15 protein-coding genes are annotated in these 21,563 nt (G+C 25.2%); all 15 read right to left on the reverse strand.

What is annotated here, in order from left to right; translation table 11 throughout:
• Positions 1-45: 45 nt before the first annotated feature.
• Entirely contained in the window at positions 46-3,165 is a 3,120-nt protein-coding gene (locus ACTG47_RS15155; RefSeq protein WP_479925163.1) for an HAD-IA family hydrolase, read from the reverse strand.
• A 142-nt stretch (positions 3,166-3,307) separates the two neighbouring features.
• Entirely contained in the window at positions 3,308-4,327 is a 1,020-nt protein-coding gene (locus ACTG47_RS15160; RefSeq protein WP_479925164.1) for a zinc-binding dehydrogenase, read from the reverse strand.
• The gene (locus tag ACTG47_RS15165) at positions 4,317-5,042 is read right to left on the reverse strand and encodes an IspD/TarI family cytidylyltransferase (RefSeq protein WP_243193962.1); all 726 of its coding nucleotides are present in this window, start codon (positions 5,040-5,042) and stop codon (positions 4,317-4,319) included. The genes ACTG47_RS15160 and ACTG47_RS15165 overlap by 11 nt, the downstream gene beginning before the upstream one ends.
• A 16-nt stretch (positions 5,043-5,058) precedes the next feature.
• A complete protein-coding gene (locus ACTG47_RS15170; protein ID WP_243193963.1) occupies positions 5,059-6,201 on the reverse strand; it encodes a CDP-glycerol glycerophosphotransferase family protein in 1,143 nt (380 codons plus the stop codon).
• Positions 6,202-6,286: 85 nt separating this feature from the next.
• A complete protein-coding gene (locus ACTG47_RS15175; RefSeq protein ID WP_243193964.1) occupies positions 6,287-7,129 on the reverse strand; it encodes a glycosyltransferase family 2 protein in 843 nt (280 codons plus the stop codon).
• A gap of 40 nt (positions 7,130-7,169) precedes the next feature.
• Positions 7,170-8,183: a glycosyltransferase family 2 protein gene (locus ACTG47_RS15180; RefSeq protein ID WP_243193965.1), complete on the reverse strand. Its 1,014-nt coding sequence runs from the start codon at positions 8,181-8,183 to the stop codon at positions 7,170-7,172.
• Positions 8,184-8,193: 10 nt separating this feature from the next.
• Complete coding sequence (locus ACTG47_RS15185; RefSeq protein WP_243193966.1) at positions 8,194-8,934, reverse strand: ABC transporter ATP-binding protein; 741 nt, start codon at positions 8,932-8,934, stop codon at positions 8,194-8,196.
• A 10-nt stretch (positions 8,935-8,944) separates the two neighbouring features.
• Positions 8,945-9,730, reverse strand: a complete 786-nt coding sequence (locus tag ACTG47_RS15190; protein ID WP_243193967.1) for an ABC transporter permease — start codon at positions 9,728-9,730, stop codon at positions 8,945-8,947.
• A 21-nt stretch (positions 9,731-9,751) separates the two neighbouring features.
• Positions 9,752-10,921, reverse strand: a complete 1,170-nt coding sequence (locus ACTG47_RS15195; protein WP_479925165.1) for a CDP-glycerol glycerophosphotransferase family protein — start codon at positions 10,919-10,921, stop codon at positions 9,752-9,754.
• A 102-nt stretch (positions 10,922-11,023) separates the two neighbouring features.
• A complete protein-coding gene (locus ACTG47_RS15200) occupies positions 11,024-11,947 on the reverse strand; it encodes a glycosyltransferase family 2 protein (protein WP_243193969.1) in 924 nt (307 codons plus the stop codon).
• A gap of 163 nt (positions 11,948-12,110) precedes the next feature.
• Positions 12,111-13,718, reverse strand: a complete 1,608-nt coding sequence (locus tag ACTG47_RS15205; protein ID WP_243193970.1) for an O-antigen ligase family protein — start codon at positions 13,716-13,718, stop codon at positions 12,111-12,113.
• A 12-nt stretch (positions 13,719-13,730) separates the two neighbouring features.
• Complete coding sequence (locus tag ACTG47_RS15210; RefSeq protein WP_243193971.1) at positions 13,731-14,189, reverse strand: hypothetical protein; 459 nt, start codon at positions 14,187-14,189, stop codon at positions 13,731-13,733.
• A gap of 321 nt (positions 14,190-14,510) precedes the next feature.
• On the reverse strand, positions 14,511-16,376 hold the full coding sequence (locus tag ACTG47_RS15215; protein WP_243193972.1) for a cell wall-binding repeat-containing protein: 1,866 nt from the start codon (positions 16,374-16,376) through the stop codon (positions 14,511-14,513).
• A 610-nt stretch (positions 16,377-16,986) separates the two neighbouring features.
• A complete protein-coding gene (gene secA / locus ACTG47_RS15220) occupies positions 16,987-19,329 on the reverse strand; it encodes a preprotein translocase subunit SecA (protein WP_479925166.1) in 2,343 nt (780 codons plus the stop codon).
• Between the two features lie 247 nt (positions 19,330-19,576).
• Positions 19,577-21,424 (reverse strand): S-layer protein SlpA, encoded by a 1,848-nt coding sequence (slpA, locus tag ACTG47_RS15225; RefSeq protein WP_479925167.1) that lies wholly within the window; start codon positions 21,422-21,424, stop codon positions 19,577-19,579.
• Positions 21,425-21,563: the final 139 nt, after the last annotated feature.

Consider the following 21,563-nt stretch of genomic DNA (forward strand, 5'->3'; position numbering starts at 1 on the left):
ACTTAATTTATTTACTAAATTAGAAAAATAATCTAATAAATAAATTTATTTTGCTTTTATTTTATTTTTTATTTTCTTGTAAAATTTTTTTGTTTTTTTTAATTTATCACCATTTAATTTTTTCTTAAGTTTATAAATATATATCAAAGGTTTTGAAGAACGTTCTATTGACATTTCAATAGAATTAGTATTAGGTTTAAAATTTTCTCCAAATATTCTTTTTAAAATAACTTTCCATGTAATTGCTGGTGCAAATTCTCCTTCATTGCCATGTAAAGTTTCTGTGTATTTTAATGGAGCAAGACTATTTACTATATACTTATCATTTTGATTTTTATTATAGTATTCTAATGAAAAATCAAATAACTGTCTTTCTATCAAATCCTCATCTTTTAAATCTAAGTTATAAAAATCATAACAAAATTTAACCAAATAATCTTCTAAATCTTTATTAAGAATGTTATTATTATTATTACTTACAATTACAGGATCTACTCTATCATTATTTATCTTGTATTCACAAACACTTTTATATGGAAGATTAGCAAATATTGCTTCAATAAATATCAAAGATGCTGTATTAGTTGTATAATTATATCTAATAGAGTTATCTTTTGTCTGATATATGCTTCTAACATAATAAAATGGCACTTCAATATCATTTCCAAAAATATTTTGTAACAGTCTTTTTAAACAATCTTGTGTATATCCTCTTGCCCAATATTCAACAAATGCAAATTTTTCTTCAAAATTAATCTCTTGATTTAGATATTTGTCAACTACTTCTCTCTGAGAGTTAGCCTTTATAAGTAAATATTCTTTATATTTATCAGAACATTTAATACATGTAATTGCAGAAATTAATGTTTTTTTATCAATATTTTCCTTATCTTTCAAAAATTCTAACTCTGGAAAAATTTTTTGGAAGTTTTCACTATTCATATTTAAAGCATTAATAAGACTTTTAAAATCTGAAACTCCAGAGAAATTTCCGAAATTACCAAAAAACTCATCATCAATTTTGTCAATAAAAGAAGGAATTCTCCATGCTTTTCTTGATCCATAAATGTACTTTGTTTTTAATGATAATTGTTTTATATCTATAATAGCATCTGCAATTTTTTTTAAATGATGTCCATCTCTTGATATAAAATATAAACAATCAATATTGCGTTTTAGAGCATCTTTTATTACCCAACTTACATAAGGTATTAAATAAAGAGAAACATATGCATATGAATAATATGATGATTCTTCCTCAGACCTTTGCCTAAATCTAGACATCATTGCAGATACAAGATATGAGTCATATGTCTGAATTTCATCTACCAACTCTCTTTCATAAGTATTAAATTTTGATATAGGATGTATTACTGATTTAATTCCTAATTGAGATGGTCTTTTCCCATCAGCTATCCTATTATCACCATAATGAATCCATTGCTTATAATTGTAATCTAATTCTTCATAAACTTTCAAAAACAATTTTTTATTAATTTTCCGTACTCCATATTCACTAGATAAGTATAATGGTAATTTACTCAATATTGGATTAGCTTTAAATAAAATCTTTGTTATAATTTCTTTTGGTAAATACATATCACTAATTAAAATTACTTTTTCCTTTTTATTTAACAGTGATTTAACAATTTCTATCATATCATCTTTAGGCTCACAGTTTTCGTATTCACAATCAAGCTCACATTGTTTTAGAAAATCACTTTGTAATTTGGACAAATTATATACTTTTTCTATATGTTTATATATTTCTTCAAAGGTAACTTCTAATCTATTATCATCACGTATATTTACAGTTTTTTTGTAATATTCTCTAACATTTGCTTCTGCTGTCCTACGTATCTTAACAAAATTTTTCTTAATGTATTTAGGTAATTCTACTAAAGAATCTTGTATTTTATCTTGAACATAATAAAAAGTTCCCTCTGGAACTAGAGTATTTCTTTCAATTAAAGTATCAAAAATATCAAAACTGTATAATACAGGTAATTCTCTTGTCAAATCTTGTTTAAAATCTAAAGTTTGGTTAATAATATCCTCTAATGACGTATTATTTGAATATGACCAAAATAAATCATAAATTATTTCTTTTTTTTCAGAATTATCTTCTTGATAATTAGACAAAGAATTTAAAAGTTCGTCAAAGTTATTACATACTTTACCAAAGGTCATTTCCTTATAATCAAAAACTAAATCACGAACATTATTCTTATCCTCATAATCAAATATGTATCTTATAAAATGTGGGATTTTTGAAGCAAAAAGATCATAAAAAATTGAAGAATAATCAACTATTGCTAAATCTATAATATCAAAGATTTCATAAATATCATTTTTATTATCCCAAAACAATATATTTTTACACTTTGAATAAATATTCTTCAAAGCATTGTACTTATAGTCTTTTTCCATTAATGGGTGCATTTTAAAGATTAATAAAATATCTAGTTTTTCTAACTGTCTTATCAAAGCTTCTATATCTGGTATTGCCTTACCAAAGAAATCTAATGTAGAATTTTCCCTGAATGTTGGACAATATATGGCAATTTTAGTATTTGAATCTAAACCTTTTTGCTTTAATATATCATGACTAAATGTTTTTATGTTTTCTTTATATATACAACAAGGATATCCTCCTCTTATAATATGATTATCATCAATGCCACACTGTTCTTTAAAATGCTTTTCCATTAATGGAGAAGTAACCAAAAACAATTGATCATTCATAAATATTTCATTATATTTTATGTATTTTTTAGCTACTTTTTCATTTAGTATTCCTGAATTTAATTTTCTTTCAATAGATTTACATCCAACCCCATGCCATAAATTTAAAATTTTTGCTCCAATTAAATTTGGTGGTATATATTCTTTTACTTGATTCACTACAAATACACCTGTTTTATTTTGAAGTTCTTTACTTTTTTTAGAGTTATATTCAAGGGTATTGTAACCTAATTTTTTAATTAATTTAACTGTCTCTTTAGAATTACAAATCCAATATGTAGTAATATCTTTCCTATGATTATTAATGTAAATAAATAACCATTTAGGATTTCCATCAAACTTATTTCCAGAGTTAAACATCCATATATTATTATCTCTCTTATTTTTACCAGAATTACTCATTTTTACCTCACCTTCCATTAGTTGATAATAATTTTATAATTAATAACACTTTCTAAACATACCATAAAATTTCAAAACTACTTCACTATAAATATATTTTTATGATTTTAAAAGAATTATTACTTTTATGTATATTTTAATAATATCTTATTTAAAAGAATTAAATTTTCCAATCGATAATTGTTTTAAAAGAAGTTGATAAATCATACTCAAAAGCATTATTAATATCTCCAATAGATTTAGCAATTATAATATTTGATATAAGCTTTCGAAGTTGATTTTGCATGCTTATATTTTTCTCTAAAAAACTAATTGTTGATTCAAAATCCTTTCTCCCACTTCTACTACTACCTATAAGACTTATTCCCTTTTCAAGTATCATTCGAGTGTTTATTTCGATTGGAATTTCTGATACACCTAGTATATTTATAGTCCCTTCTGGATTCAGAAATTTTATTATTTGATTAATTGCTTTTCCACTTCCAAGCCCTCCAACAGCTTCAAAGGCATGATCAATATTTAAATGTTTTGGAATCATCTCAATTAAATATACTTCATCAACAAATGAGAAAAAACCTAATTTCTCTTCATGTTTTCCAAAAACCACTATTTTTGATTTAGGATATTTTATTTTTAAGATCAACGAGGTTATAAATCCAACACTTCCATCTCCCCAAACACCTATTATATCTTTATTTATATTTGAATTTTTTTCAAATCGTTCAATAGAATGCATTGACACACTTACTAGTTCTATAAAGGAAGCAATATCTTCATCTATATTATTATACAAGATTACCCTATCTCTTCTCATGAAGACATATTCTTGCATAAAACCATCATAGCCACTAGATCTGAATTTACTATCTTTAATATAGTTTTCACAGATCACATTATCTTTCACCATAGGTGTATTTGGAATCATTGCTACTTTTTCGCCAACTTTAAATTCATTTTTTGGATCAAATACTATTTCTCCTACAGCCTCATGTATTAATGCCATTGGTAATTTTTTTTCTAAAGCCTCTTTCCCCCTCATACCAGTATAATATCTTTGATCAGCTGCACATATTGATAATTTAGTTGGCCTTACTATTAATTCATTCTCTTTTAACTTTATATCCTCTAAAAATACTACAATTTGTTTTGGTGATATTAATCTATATACACTATTTATCATTGCTTGAACCTTCCTTTACTAATGCATTAGCTAACTTTAAATCAAATTGAGTTGTTATTTTTATATTGAATACTTCTCCCAAAACTAACCTTACTTTCTCTCCATTTATAACGAAAATTTTAGCTGCATCTGTTAAAACTTCTTTTTCTTCTTCACTTATTGAGTCATAAAAACCCATTAATTTTTTTATATTAAAACTTTGCGGTGTTTGACCTTGATACATAAAATTTCTTACAGGTATATTAGTTATTGTATCATTATTTTCAGACTCAACAATAGTATCAAATGCTGGTATAACAGTATCTGTAGCGTGATACTTTAAACACATTTTAATATTATCTTCAATTATTCTATTTGTAATAAATGGTCTTATGGAATCATGAGTTACTACTATATCATCATCATTTATTCCCCAATGATTATTTATATATCTAATACCATTCATTATGGACTCATTACGATTTACACCACCTTCACATATGTATATTCTATTTTCAGTTTTCATGTCTATATATTTTTTTATTATATCTATAGTATGTTGCTTCCACTGTTTTGGAACTACAATAATTATTTTATCAATTTTTCTACATAAAACAAACTTTTCCAGTGTGTGTATTATTATAGGTTTATCTCCTAATTTTAAAAACTGTTTTGGCATTTCAGTATTTCCCATACGATTACCTTTGCCTCCAGCTAAGATTTCTCCATATATCATATTTTTCCCCTTCTTATTATAAATTTTTTTCATTAATTATGGTATCAATAATTCTTTTTGTTGCTTTTCCATCAAAATCATCAAAAAACTTTTTTTTAAAATTTCTTACATAATCTAAATCAAACTGATGGTATAATATATAATATACGACATCATCAGTTGTGTAAGCTATAGGTCCAGGTACTAATTTCTTATAGTCATAATAAAAATTTCGTTCATCTAAATATGTTTCCAAATCATATGAAAAAAAAATCATTGGCCTCTCTAACAAAGAATAATCAAATATCACAGATGAATAATCCGTAATTAATATATCAGTAATTATTAATATATCGTTAATTTCTTTATATATTGACAAATCCAAAATATTATTACTATACTTTTTAGGTATTTCTAAATTGCTAATATCCACACTTGGATGTAATTTTAAAATAATTATATATTCACATCCAATAGATTCCAAAATTTTCTCAAAGTTTAGTTTTAAATCAAACTTCTTTCTTTTGTTAATATCTCCTCTAAATGTTGGTGCATAAGTAACTATTTTCTTGCCTTTTAATATAGAGTATTCTTTTAATAAAAATTTCTTTATATTATTTATATATTCTGAGTTTAAAATAAGGTCTGATTTTGGAACTCCTAGTGCAAATATTTTTTCCTCACTTATTCCAAAAGCCTCCGAGTAATACTTATTTACTTCTTTTGAACTGGTTATAACTTTTGTATAGTTTATATGAGCTTTTTTTTCAAATTCAATTGTATTAGAATCCCTCAAATTTATCGCACTAAATCCAAATCTTTTAAAAGCACCGCACGCATGCCATAATTGAATAACCTCAGTTTTCTTTTTAAATTTCATGCCATAAATTCTATAGTAATAATCATCTATAAAAATATACTTTGCTGTTGCAAAATTATAATACATTTTTACTAAATCAATTTTATTTAGATTATTATTCTTTAAATATGTAATTATTTTCAATTTTTTATCTTGACATAAAGCATCATTCAAAATTTTTAAATTTCCATTTAGAAACTCACTTCTATTAGTTGCTAATATAATATTTTTTTCTTTTATTGGAATTATTTTTCCTATAATAAATCCAATCCTAATACATAGATTATCTAATTTTATATTTAAATATTTTTTTAATCCCAATATATTATTACTTATAGAAAAAATTTAATTTCACTTCCTCTCATATATAAAGTAAAAGTATTTTCTTTTATTACTAGAATTCTATTTATAGTTTCAAAACTTTCTTTATAAATAATTTAACACTATTATATTCTTGACCACTATAAATTCCTACAAATAAACCTTCTTTCGCATTATTTTTTATATATTCTCTAATCATTCTATTTTTTATAATGTTTGCATATTTAATATGTTCTTTTTTATTAGTTGTAATAGTATTACCAAATACCTTACTATACTTATTTATCCTTATATGATAGTTAGCCAATGTTTTTTCAAGTACATATATATCAAACTTTAATATAAATCTTATGTAAAATTCCCAATCTTCAAGAACTAGTAAAGACTCATCATAATACCCAATTTCTTCATAAACACAGGTTCTATATAAAAATGATATTGGTGGAAATTGATTGTATTGTAACATTTCATTAATTGATATAACACCTTGCAAATGTTGATTAAATGATTTCGTCCTTTTTATTTTTATAGTATTATTTTTTACATCTTCATACACTTTATTAGTGTGACATACAATTCCCATACAATTATACTTATTTAGTGCTGAAATACTTTCTTCTAAAAAAGTCTCTTTCCATGTATCATCATCATCATGAACTACAACAAAATCAGTTTTTACATTTCTTGCTCCTACATTTATAGCTACATTAAGTCCTTTATTTTCTTTAATATTTACTATTTTTATTCTTCCTTTTATTTTTTCCTTTTTCTGTTCAATAATTTTATTTATCTTGTTTAAATCTCCACCATCATTTACCAGTATTATCACCCAATTTTTATAGGTTTGACATATAATATCATTTAATGCTCTAGATAACATAATATATCTATCTTTAGTTCTCAGTATTATACTAATATCATTATTCATATGTTATTACCTCTGTTTATTAAAATTTATAAATACATTCTTATTTATGCCAAGAAATAATCATAATTATATATTTTTTTATAAATGTCGAATCTATCCTTTTTAAGATATATAACAATATTTTCCTATGATACTTTAAATAGGTTTGTTCAAATATTATCTTATCTTCTATCTGTGATAAAACTAAATTAAATATTTCAAAAAAAGATTGCTTCTCTGACTTACTCAAAATGTTATCTATATTTTTAAATTCATTAATTCTCCATACTAAATCATACATAACAATATATTGGATATATTTAGGTATATAATTACATTCTTTTTTAGAATATGTTAATAAACCCAAAGAAAAATTATTAATATAATCTATGTACCAACTTTTACGTCTCCCACTATTTTGAATAGCAGAACTAAAATCTTTTCTTTTTCTATAAAAATATTTAACATCACTGACTATTCCATACTTATATTTTTTTAGAACTAACTTTGATAATAAACTTGCATCTTCTGCATATTCTAATTTTTTATCAAAATAATTTTTTTTTAATACATCAGATTTAAAAAAAGAACTTGAAGATGATAATTGAATTGCTTGATATTCTTTTTCTATGTCTATAATTCCATTTTTTATAAACTTAGAATTCAATATATGTTCACCACTTTCGTAGTCAAAAAAGTATAGTGGAATTGATACAAAATCAATTTTCTCATAATTTTCTTCAAAAAATGTGTATACACTATCTAAAACATTTTTTTCAAATTTATCATCAGAATCTAAGAAATTAACATATTTACTATTAGAATACTTCAATCCTTCATTTCTAGCATTACTAACCCCTTTATGTTCTAAATTTAGATAAACAACATTTTCATATAATTTATCATACTTTGAACATAAAAAATCACTATTATCTGAACTTCCATCATTAACTAATATAAGTTGTACATTTTCAAATCCAATATTCTGCCCTATAACACTATTAATAGCTTCTTCTAAGTATTGTTCTGTATTATAAATAGCTATTATTATAGAAAATTTATATTTATAATTCATTTTAATTCCTTTACATCTTCAAATATTTTTCATACAAATCACATACTTCATTAGTAGCTCCAGACATTTTTATCTCTCCATTATTCAACCAAATTACTCTATTACATAACCGTCTAACCTGAGAAATAGAATGAGACACAAATAATACTGTTGCCTCTGAATCAATTAGCTCTAACATTCTTTTTTCACTTTTTGCTCTAAACCTTCCATCTCCTACAGATAACACTTCATCAACAATTAATATATCAGGATTCTTTATAGTTGCTATAGAAAAGCCTAATCTTGCCTTCATTCCAGAAGAATAATTTTTAATAGGTGTATCTATAAAGTTTTCAATTTCAGCAAATGCTATTATTCTATCAATATTTTTATTAATAAACTCTCTATCATAACCTAATATCAATCCATTTAAATATATATTTTCACGCCCAGTTAAATCATTATCAAAACCTGCACCTAATTCTAATAATGGTGACACTTTACCATTTACTTTTATAGTTCCTTCTGTAGGTTTTTGTACTCCAGCTACAATTTTAAGTAATGTACTTTTTCCTGAACCATTCAACCCAACAAATCCTATTACGTCTCCTCTTGATATACTTAAATTTATATTTTTCAATGCAATAAAATTATCATATTCTAACTCACCTTTTATTTTTTTTATTACAAACGTCTTAAATGAATCAATTTTTTCTCTTCCTTTTTTAAATTGCATTGAAATATTATTCATCTCTACAATAACATTGTTCATATAAACACTCCTAAATATTTAATATAAATTTATCTTGATTTTTGTAAAATACAGTTATACCTATTACTATATAAAAAATAGCATATATACCGCTCAAAATTATATTTTTTATTGATGTAATTTGACCATATAAGATACAATCTCTAAAAACATATATAACAGGATAAATAGGATTTAGTTTCATAATAAATGCAAAACGTGGATCGATAATATCAATTGAATAAAATATAGCTGACATATACATTATTACAAGTAAAATAACTGAATATATATGCTCCATATCTCTAAAAAATACATTTATTGTAGATAATACTAATCCTATTCCTAAAGAAATAAAAAATAGCATAATCAATGGATATATCATAAATAAATTTATTACCTTAAAATTCACTTTTGTAATAGCCATAACTATAAATAATGGTATCATTGATATAATGAATATTATAAAAGTTGACATAACCTTTGATAATGGATATAAATATTTAGGAATATATATCTTTTTTATTAATGAACTCTTGCTTGTTATTGATCTTAGACATTGATTCGTTGACTGCGAAAAAAAATCATATATTAATCTACCAGACAAACAATATACAGGAAAATTAGGAATAGAGCTCTTAAATATTTGAGAAAATATAAAAGTTAATACTATCATTGTTAATAGCGGATTTAACATACTCCATAATATTCCTAATATAGAGTTTCTGTATTTTAATTTTATATCTCTTTTTATAAATTCATGCAACAATGCTCTGTATTCATTAAATGTTCTGGCATAATTTTTTATTTTTTTCATTTCACTACCTCAAGTTTAATTTTATTTTAAAAAAGACTTAATTTCATCATAAATTCTTTTTGAATTATTTTTGTCTTTAAATTCAAAAAACTTATTCACTCTCTCACAATACATTTTTTTTCTTACATAATTATTAGATGCTATCTCCTCTAAGACTTTTATTAAATCAAATTTATTATTCACTAAATCTCCAAATCCGTCTATTTCGTATGAAAAATATGACTTACCTGCATGTTCATCAAAAAATTCTTCTGCATCAAACTGATAGTAAATATTATTACATCCTATATAAGCTGAATCAAAATGTATGCTAGAATAATCAGTTATAAATATCTTTGAAATTTCTAGTAAAGATTTTATTTCTATTTCTCCGGATTTAAAAATTTTTATTTTATCAGACTTTGACGAAAATAATTCACTGAAAATATCAAAAGCATAATGGGTTATAAATAAAAATTCCAGATTTTCTTCTTCTAAAAACGAAATTAATGCACTATCATTAATAATATCCATTATTTCTAAATAATATTTGGATTTTAAAAAATTATCTTTATTTTCTATTGTATTACTTATGCTTTTATCTGATAATTCAACTAGGTATCTTCTCCATGTAGGTATATATGTTATAATATTATTTTTTGATTTTAAATTCAAATAATCATATCTTGAGAAACCTGTACATATAACATTTAATTCATTATATCCAAATTGCTCTACCATGAATTTTTTTTCTCTTTTTGATACAGTTACAACCAAATCAAAATTTGATATTTTCCTACCATAAACATGACTTACATCTTTATCAGTTACTCCGTGCTGTAAAAATACTTTAATTTTTTGGGGATATAATGATGAAAAATATTTATAAAAAATATTACTTCCCCAAGGTTCTATAATATTTTTTTCTGTACTTGCTATAACATTACTCATAAGAAAAAACATCTTATGTTTTAAACTTCCCTTTAAGATTACCTTCCCAATTTTTCCTACTCTTTTGATATTTTCATTTCCTTTTTCAAGCAAATAGTATGAAGATATATCATCATCAATAGAATTTAAATATTTAAAAAAGGAAATACCATTATCTTGAGCTTGGTCTCCTCTTTCAGAAATAATCCATATGTTCTTTGGAAAAAAAGGAAAATAAAAAAACATACATACTGATGATATAAATAAATCTACAAAACTCATAATATATTTCAATTTTATAATTACACCATCCTTCTAAATTTAAACAACTTCTATTTCATTATTTATATTTGAAATATTAATAAGAAACTTTTCTTACTAGCTCTAATACAATTTTTTATTTTCAAAATAAAATGAATTCATACTCAACATCTTAATAATCTTTATTGGTATTTTTTTATAATTCTTTCCAAGTTTATATCCAATAAATCTAAATCCACTCTCTATAATCAAAGTTGGAATTAAGTAGTATTTATTATTTTTTATTAAAAACTTAATTGCCTCTTTAACAAACATAATTCCTTCTGACTCTGATTTTACTTCACCCAAATAATTATAGTTATCTATAAATGCAACTCCAATATCAAAATTTCTCTTAAACTGTTGTAAATATGTATATTTATGAGAATGTATAACCATAGCATTAGATGCGTAACAAGTTTTTTTACCACCATATATAAATTTACAAGCTATTATCATATCCTCATTCATTATTGTATCATTAGGAAATCCATTGACTTCAAAAAAATCATTTTTAATAAAAGAAGAACAAACATTACTAAAGAAAAAAGTCTTTACACCAAACTTATAAATATCTTCTTTAGACTTTATTATATCATAATTTCCATAATTAAAACTTCTATAAAATGATTCTAAAATATTTGAATCATTCCTTGCTAGTTGTCTTCCATATGTACATACAATTCCACCCTTTCCCAAAGGCTTTATCAATTCCTCTATAAAGTTATCATTCTTAGGATAGGCATCTTGTGTCATGAAAACCAGAACATCACCATTCGCCAATTTAGCAGCTTCATTCCTAGTTTTACCATGATTAAATTCATTTTGTTTTATCTGAACAAATTTTACCATATCATACTTCATACAAATTTTTTTAGTCTTATCTGTAGATTCAGTATCTATTACTATTATTTCACACGGTTTTATAGTTTGTTTTAATAGTTTCTTTATAAGAAAATTAATATACTTTTCTGCATTTTTAGTAGGTATTATTACACTTATATTCAAACTCCTAACTCCTTTCATTATGTTAATCTATATCCTTCATTGTACATATGATAAAAACTTAGATTATGACTATTGTTTTATGTCTAAACACTAAGTACTAGCATTTTTTATTTTTAAAAAATAAAAGATATAAATTTATATAATTAATATATTATCTTAAAATCTACTCTGATTTTCTTTCAAATATTTTATTAGCAGTTAAACCTGCGAATACCCAACATATTATAGAAGTACCTGCCAAACTATCATTAAAAAATCCTTGCATAACATATGCTAAAAAACCAATAAAGAATATGTATAAAAACTTATCATTATTCTTATCTACACAACTATAAAAAGATTTCTTTATTAAGTATAATATTATTCCTATTAAGCCAACTATACCAACTATACCACTCCCATATGCAACACTCATATACCAGCTATGTGGTTTATCTATGACCTCTCCATATGTACTTAAAGCACCATTCTTGTCAATACTAATAAATTTATATGGGAAAGTGTCAAATCCATTCCCAAGTATAGGGTTTTCATTTATAAAATGCATTACCTTACTCCAAATATTTAAACGGTCTGTACTCATTCCATTTATCACTTGAAATACTTTAGAATCTTCCACCTTAACAATGTTTGCACTTGGATTATTCTCTAAAATGCTGTTTTCTTTATTTAATCTATATGAGAAAAATAATAATCCAATTGACACTATAACAACTGAACATATCATTACAAAGTTAAAAAATTTCTTTTTATTTATAAACTTCATTACAACAATCAATAATATAAATGCTACCATCAACATAGGTAATATTAGTACTGATACTTGATTTAATTTACCAAATACAGAGAATGTTTCTTGATATACATTAGGATTATATTTGTTTAATATAGTATATATAATAAAATTAATTACAACTATAATAATTGACCATATACTTAATTCTTTTTTATCCACAAATCTCCATGCTAAAACTAATATAATTGGACATAATAATATAGATGTCAAAAATCCACTTATAGAATTTGATACTAGAACTATTGTAAATGACATAATTGACCCAAGCAATGGGATTATTTTTTTCTTAATATCTTTTTCAAATAACATATACACCAAACTAGCACTAAAAATAACAGCTGCTATTCCACTCATAAGATTAAAATGATATAAAGTCGTCCAAAAAGTTCCAGATAAATTACCTCCACCAATAAGAAATGGTAAAATTTTAAATTCTAAAATATTAATGCCGAAAAATTGAGCTAATCCTAAAAATAAATTTATGATTAAAAATGGAAACAATCCAAAATAGAATAATTTAAAATCCTTTATATTAATTTTAATGTTATATAGGACAAAAAATATAACTATATAGCAAAACCAAGCTAAAGCACCCTCAAATCTGTCAGGATTTCCAAACAATGCTATATCTTTATAGTCAGAAAAAATAGCTGATAATATTACTCCTATTGCCAATATAAATAATATTATATTTATTTTCCTTTGTATTAACTCTTCTTTAAGAATTAATATTTTATACATGAAAAGTCCAGAAACTACTACTGTTCCTAAATATAACATCATTGTTTTATAAAAATTAAAAATCTCCACTCTTTCTCCTGAAGAATACAATGTTAATGTAAAAATTGGACTATAGTTTGTAGAAGTGTATTCATGAGTTATTATAGGTATAACACACATCATAAATAATAATATAAATAAAATAATCTTATCTATTTGTTCGATTTTTCCTCTGTTATAATACTTATCTAACATATACTTCTCCTTTTAATTTAATTGTGATAATACTTTATCTACTCTTTCTTTATAATTCTCTTGTGCTCCTAGTCTAATTGCTTCATCAATCATTTTTTTTGACAATTCTTTGTTACCATTTTTCAAAGCAGTTTCAGAATATAAAAGTACTAATGAAACAGTATTCCTTGTTTGAGGATATCTATTATAAATTTTTTCAATTTCATATTGTAAACTTTTGTAATCATCCATCTTTTCATACAAATTAATCTTAGATACACTTAATGCATCACTTTCTCCATATTTTTTCTCTAATTTAGAAATATCATCTAAAGAAGCTTTTACATCTTCCTTGTCAGAATTGGCTTCAAGATATATATTATAATCCTTTTTTCTCTCAGCAATTTGAGCACTTCCTTGAAACGCAGAAAATCCAAAAACCAAAATTGCTAAAACAGATATTCCTAAAACACATTTATTAGTTATATTCAACTTACCATTTCCTCCTCATTTATTCTCATTTCACTAAGATTCTCCATAAAATGAGTATACACTACTTTTCAAATTATTAAAACTTTATTGAGCAATAATTTTAAAAATTTAATATTAAAAATAGTATATTTATTTTGAACTTAGCACTATACTTTTCCACAAAAATAAGTTATATAGCTACCTTACAATAATTAATCTATTGTAATAAGTTTATATAACCTATTTTTTATATTATTTATTTTGATTTATCTCATACAAATTTTTATATCCTAATAAATATACATAGATCATCATATAGTTTCACATCATGTATTATTTATTTTATTTATAACTTTTTAATGTTGCTGATGAAGTTGTATTGTTATATCCATCATCTATACTCCCTGATCTTCCCCATTTACTTACCTTTCTGTCAGAATCATAGATTTCTACAGCTTCTACATAATATCCATCTGGCGCACTAATCATAAATGAATCTGTAGTTGCTACTTGAGTCCAACTACTTTTTGATATCGTAGTTCCTATACTCATTGCAGATGGTCTATATCTCACTATTCTGTAGTATATCTTATAACTAGAATTTCTAGGTTCTTTTGGTATTTTTAGCATTACTTTTCCCTCTTTTGGAGGAGAACATGGATCTACATATACAGAGATTCCTCCTGCTTCTTTGTCATCATTATCTTTTATATTTTCATCAGTAGCTTGATTACCACTTACTGCTGGAGACTTAGTTCCACTTATTAAATCAATCTTTCCTGAATTTTTTATAGTTGTATTTGATGCATCACTAACTATTTTAGTTATAGTTCCACTATTATTTATATAGGTATTCTTAGATGTATCCAGTAATGTTATTTTCCAAATATCAGCATCTTTTTCATTTTCTATTTTACAACCATTTTGGTCATATATAGTTATCTCATTAATTGACCCTTCATTTACCAAAGTGTTAGCTTTTATATCTTTAATATCCATCTGACCTGTCATATCTCCATAATTATGTATATCTCCATTTGGCATATTGATATTTACTTTTCCACTATATAGCCCATTGAATTCAATTGTTATAGCTTTTTTTGTACTTATATCAATCGATCCTGTTATTTTATCATCATTTTTGAATCTTATGATATCATTAGCATCTGATTTCTTTATAGCTGTATCAAGTTCAGAAATTGTTTCAACTGTATATTTAGTTTCTTCTTGAATTTCATGTACTGACTTAAATACATCTTCATTTCCGTTTCCACCAACTTGTGTAATCTTATCAAAAACTTTGGTATCTAGTATATCTTTTTGGACAGAGTCCAATTTATTACCTGCCAAAAGAACAGGAGAACTATTTTTAGCCGCTAACACACCAACAGCTAAAGAATCAATTAAATCACCTTGTTTTTTCATACCATCTTTAGTTATATATAAATTCTTTAAGTTTGTACCTTTATAAAATTCTTCTATAACTTTTGCATTAGTTTGGTTTCTATTTTCTCCAGAAATTCTTTTAGCATTAGGAAGTGAATTTTTAACATCTTCAGATACAGAATTATTACCACCAACTACATAAGACGTAGTTATATTATTTTTACTTATAAAATCTTTTGAAGTACTAATTCCATTAGTAGTATCTGAAAGTATTATAGGCATATTTCCTTGTGCTGCTGCTGCTCCAACACTTACAGCATCAGCCAGACCTTTTTGCCCATTTACAACAACAATTTTAGAAATATTACTCATACTATCTATTTTTTTAGCTAGTTCTAAAGAAGTAGAATATCTACTATCTCCAGATATCCTCTCTGAGTCTATATTTATACTTTTCAATTCATTTTCCAAATTTGAACTCAGTGTAATATTTCCTCCTATCAAATAAACCTTTGATACATTTAACCTTTTTAATTCAGCTTTAGTTCTTGTATCTATACTATTACTTTGTGTTAATAAAATTGGAGCATTTTTAGCTTTTGCAAAAGGGGTTGCTGATAATGCATCTGCTATTGAGCTATCATTGACTAATACTGCTTCTTTTGAACTTTCCCAACCATTTTTGCTTATTTGTATAGCTGTTTCCCATCTTCCACTACCAACTAAAGATTCTTTTGTTGAAGCATTTACTGTATCTAAAGATAAGCTACTTAACATTATTGTTATTGTCAATAATGATATAATTTTTTTTGGTATATTCATAATTTGTACTCCCTTCATTTTCTAATATATTTCATTTAACACTATTATATCCTAAATAACTTAAGTACTAAGACAAATTGTAATTATAAAAATTTCAATATTCTAAAATCCTCATACATAGTATTAAAACCTCTGATACTGCATAGATAAACTTTATTAAGATAATGAATTATCTATATTTCTATTTAAACTTTTAAAATTACTTATTATCTATAAATTATAATATAAATATAATATTATTTCAATGTATATGATAACTCTGAATCTATTAGAATATTTATTTCATTATACAAAAATTAATCATTTTTTTCCATGTAAAATACTGGAATTGATTTATGTATACATAAAAGTAACAATTTTGTAATTTTTTTTTATTTTACCACTTATAACTAATAGACTTTTAATACTCTTTATAGTATAATATTAAAAGGAAGAAAGAAATTTCAATCATCTCTTTTTTCCGTATTTCTCACACAAAAAGAAGCTATATTTTAAAATAATAACTATTTTAAATATAGCTTCTTTTTTCTAAGTTAAACAATTAAATCATACATTGTTACTTTACACAATTCAAAATAGTTATAAAAACTATTTTGAATTGTATTTTTAATTAATCAAACTTGTACAAATACTGTACTGTTGTTGTTCTTATTTTTCTATTTAGTTCTTCAAACATATCATAGCCTTCTAAAGCATACTCCTTAAATGGATCTTTTTGCGCATATGACTTCAGACCTATATATTGTCTTAATTGATCCATAGCATCTATATGGTCCATCCAATAAGTATCAACTACTTGTAATAAAACTCTCTTTTCTAATTCTTCTATTTTTTCTATGCCAACTACCATTTTTTTAATATCATAAACTCTTTTGGATATTTCATATGTGTGTTGTACAACTTCATCCACACTTTTTTTATCTACACCTGGAATCAACAATGTATTTGGAGGCATAAAATCATTATATAAAGATTTAAAGTAACTATAGTAATCCCTTTGATTAGATAAATATTTCTTAGCGGTGTCTTCTATTATCTCTCTAACCATTTTTTGTATATCTTCAGATATATTTAAATCATTTAAAACTCTATTTCTTTCTTCATATATAACTTTTCTTTGTTCATTAATAGTATCATCATATTTAAGTACATTTTTTCTTTGCTCAAAATTCTTACCTTCTATTCCTCTTTGAGCTCTCTCTATAGCTTTAGATAATGATTTACTCTCAATTGCATCTTCATCTTTAGCATTCATTCTTTTTAAAATCTTTTCAATTCCTTTTCCACCATATAACTTTATCATTTCATCTTCTAAACTAACAAAAAATCTAGATGTTCCTGGATCTCCTTGACGTCCAGAACGACCTCTAAGTTGGTTATCAATTCTTCTTGATTCATGTCTTTCAGTTCCTATAACATATAATCCACCAATATCTCTTACTTTTTCTTCTTCAATTTTATCTCCTGCACCTAGTGCTATATCAGTTCCTCTCCCTGCCATGTTAGTTGCAATAGTAACAGAACCTAACTTTCCAGCTCTTGATATAATTTCAGCTTCTTTATCATGTTGTTTGGCATTTAGAACTTCATGCTTTATTCCTCGTTTTTTTAGCATACTTGAAAGCATTTCTGATTTTTCTATTGAAACAGTACCTACTAATACTGGTTGCTTAGTTTTATTTATCTTTATTATTTCCTCTACAACAGCATTATATTTTGCATCTTCTGTTCTAAATACTTTATCTTGTAAATCAGCTCTTATAACAGGTTTATTTGTTGGTATCTGAACAACATTCAATTTATAAATTGATTCAAATTCGCTTTCTTCTGTTTTTGCAGTACCAGTCATTCCTGAAAGTTTTTCGTATAGTCTAAAGAAATTTTGAAAAGTAACTGTTGCTAATGTTTTAGACTCATCTTTAATTTTTACCCCTTCTTTTGCTTCTATAGCTTGGTGAAGACCATCTGTATACCTTCTTCCATCTAATATCCTACCAGTAAATTCGTCTACTATTTGTATTTCTTCGTCTTGGACAACATATTCGACATCTCTCTCCATTAATTTATGTGCTCTTAATGCTTGATTTGTATGATGATAAATCTCTATATTATCTATATGAGTTATATTTTCTATACCAAAAAAAGTCTCTGCTTTACTTAGACCTGTGTGTGTAAGACATATAGTGTTTTCTTTCTTATCTATCTCATAATCTTCTTCTTTTAAAATTTTAATAAAAGCATTTGCAAGTTCATATAACTTAGTATCTTCTTTTCCACTACCAGCAATTATAAGTGGAGTTCTTGCTTCATCTATCAAAATTGAGTCTACTTCATCTACTATAGAATAATATAACTCTCTTTGAACTTTTTCAGATTTTCTAGTTACCATATTATCTCTTAGATAATCAAATCCAAATTCATTATTTGTACCATAAGTTATATCACAATTATACTGTTTTTTTCTATCTTCAGGTGATAAATCAGCTGTAATAACACCTACACTCATCCCTAAAAATTCATAAACTGGCTGCATAGTTTCTTTATCTCTTTGTGCTAGATATTCATTGACAGTTACTACATGTACTCCTTTTCCTAAAAGAGCATTTAAATATATAGGCGCAACTCCAACTAGTGTCTTACCTTCACCAGTTCTCATTTCTGCTATTTTACCTTGATGCAGTACTATCCCACCGATTAATTGAACTCTATATTGACGCATTCCAAGTACTCTTTTTGAAACTTCTCGAACTACTGCAAAAACTTCTTGTAATATATCATCTAATGACTCTCCTTGTTTCAATCTTTCTTTAAATACATTTGTCATATTTTTTAATTCTTTATCACTTAAAGATTCCATTTTTAGTTCTAAAGTATCTATATCATCAACTATATAATTAAGTACTTTAATTTCTAATTCATCTGATTTATCTACAATTCTATCTAAAACTGTCATTTATAATTTTCCTCCTTATTTACTTTTCAAATACTATTATACATTAAAATTATAGATAAGTAGACATTTTTTTTTAAGTATAGTATAATAGGCTTACTTAAATAAATAATTATATCTTTTATATTTAAGTATTTCTCACAAGAAAAGGAGACTATTAATAGTCTCCTTTTTGTTTTATTCATTAATAGCATAAACTACCTAAAAAGACTCCTATAAAGGAGTCTTTTCATTTAATCTATATGATTTATTACATATCTAATAAATCTTTTATTTTATTTACAACTGAAGTAGCTATACCTTTACCAACTTGTGTTAAATCTTTAGTACCTTTATCACTTACAACCTTACTTATTGCAACAGATTGATCAGAAGATAAAGAGTCAGTAGCTAATATAACTGGAGCAAGTTTATATCCAGCAACTGCTCCTGCAGCTAGTGCATCAACTAATTGATCTTCTTTAGTAGAACCATCTTTAGCAACAAAGAAATTTACTATTCCATTTTCTGATAAAGTATTTTCTGTTTTAGAAGCTTTAGCTATTTCACTACTTGTTCCATAGTATTCTTTTATAACTTCAGAGTTAGTATCTTGTCTATCATCACCTTTAACTCTTGTTACACTCTTACCAGTTGCATCTGATATAGATTCTTCCATATCTTCAGATACACTTGCAAATCCACCTATTATGTCAACATTTGCACTACCTAAGAAGCTATCAGCTTCATCAGATAATTTCTTAGCTTTTCCATCTACAACTACTATTGGAGTTGCATGACCATTAGCACTATTTACAACACCATTAGAATCCATTTTAGTTGAAGCAACTGAAGCTATACTCATCGCATCTGCTAAACCTGTTCCTCCAACCACATATGCTTTATCATTATCTAAACCAATTTCATCTGCAATAGCTAAAGAAGTTGCATATCTATCATCACCAGAGAATCTTTCAACTTTTAATCCCATTGATTCTAATTCTGTTACTACATCTTTAGAAACACTATTTACACCACCAGCTATGTAAACTTTTTTACCAGTTACTGCTGTTGAAGTTTTTAAATCTAAAACTCTTTTTATTTCAGATTTAACTGATGAATCTAATTTATCTTTTGAAGTCAATAATAATGGAGCATCTTTTTCTGCAGCTAAAGGTGCTGCTACTAAACCATCCACTAGTGCATTTGCTCCAACTAGTACTATATTATCTACATCAGATTGAACATCTCTTTTATCACCATAATTATTATAATACTCTTTACTGATTTCTATAGCAGTCTCTATTCTATCATCACCAGCTAAGTTTGTAGTATTTGAATAGCTTGCATTTAATTTTTGTAATTCCTCTACTGCAGTTTTCAGATTACTTTTACTACTAGATTTTAATGTTAATATTACAGGAGTATTTCCACTAGCAGGCTTTCCATTCTCAGTTGTTTCATTTTTGTTATAAGTTGTTGAACCATAAGTTGAAAATCCTTGTAATCTTTTACCATCTGGATAAAGAACTACTTGATAATAACTATCTGTTTTATCAAATGTTTTTCCATTAGCTTCATTTATTATATCTAATGCTGCTTGTAAATCTTTTTTATTAAATACATATTTTTGTGCTATATCCTTTGCTGTATCTTTAGCGTCACTTGATACAATAACTGATTTTTCAGAAGCTGCTACAACTCTAATAACAGTTTCCTTTGATGCATCATCTGCAAACTTTACTTTTATTTCTCCATATTCACCTGATTTAAGATTTTTTAATGTTGTCTTAACATAATCTTCATTATCTTTTTTTAATTCAGATTGAGCTGAATATACAGGTGCATCAACTTTAGTTCCACTACCATTATCTACTTGCTTATTAGCATCATAGAATTTAACATCTACATCAGTTACTTTTTTAGCTAAATTTGCACCACTTGTTATATCTTGTGCTGCTATAAGATCTTTTACTAAATCACTTGCTTTAGTATTTGATACAGTATAGTTTGCACCTCTCTCTAACTCAATTACATCTGACATAGCTGCAAAAACTGGAGCAGCAGATCCTACTACAGTAACAGCTGCCATAGCCATTGCTAAATTTCTTTTCTTCATTTAAAAATTCCTCCCAACATTATATTAAATTACATCTCTTATTATGTACATTAAAATTTCATGTTCATATTAATCCAAATATTTCTCACATCTCTATGATAGACTATATAAAATAAATTTTCAATAATTTATGCAAAAT

Source organism: Clostridioides sp. LIBA-6622, from assembly GCF_056716095.1.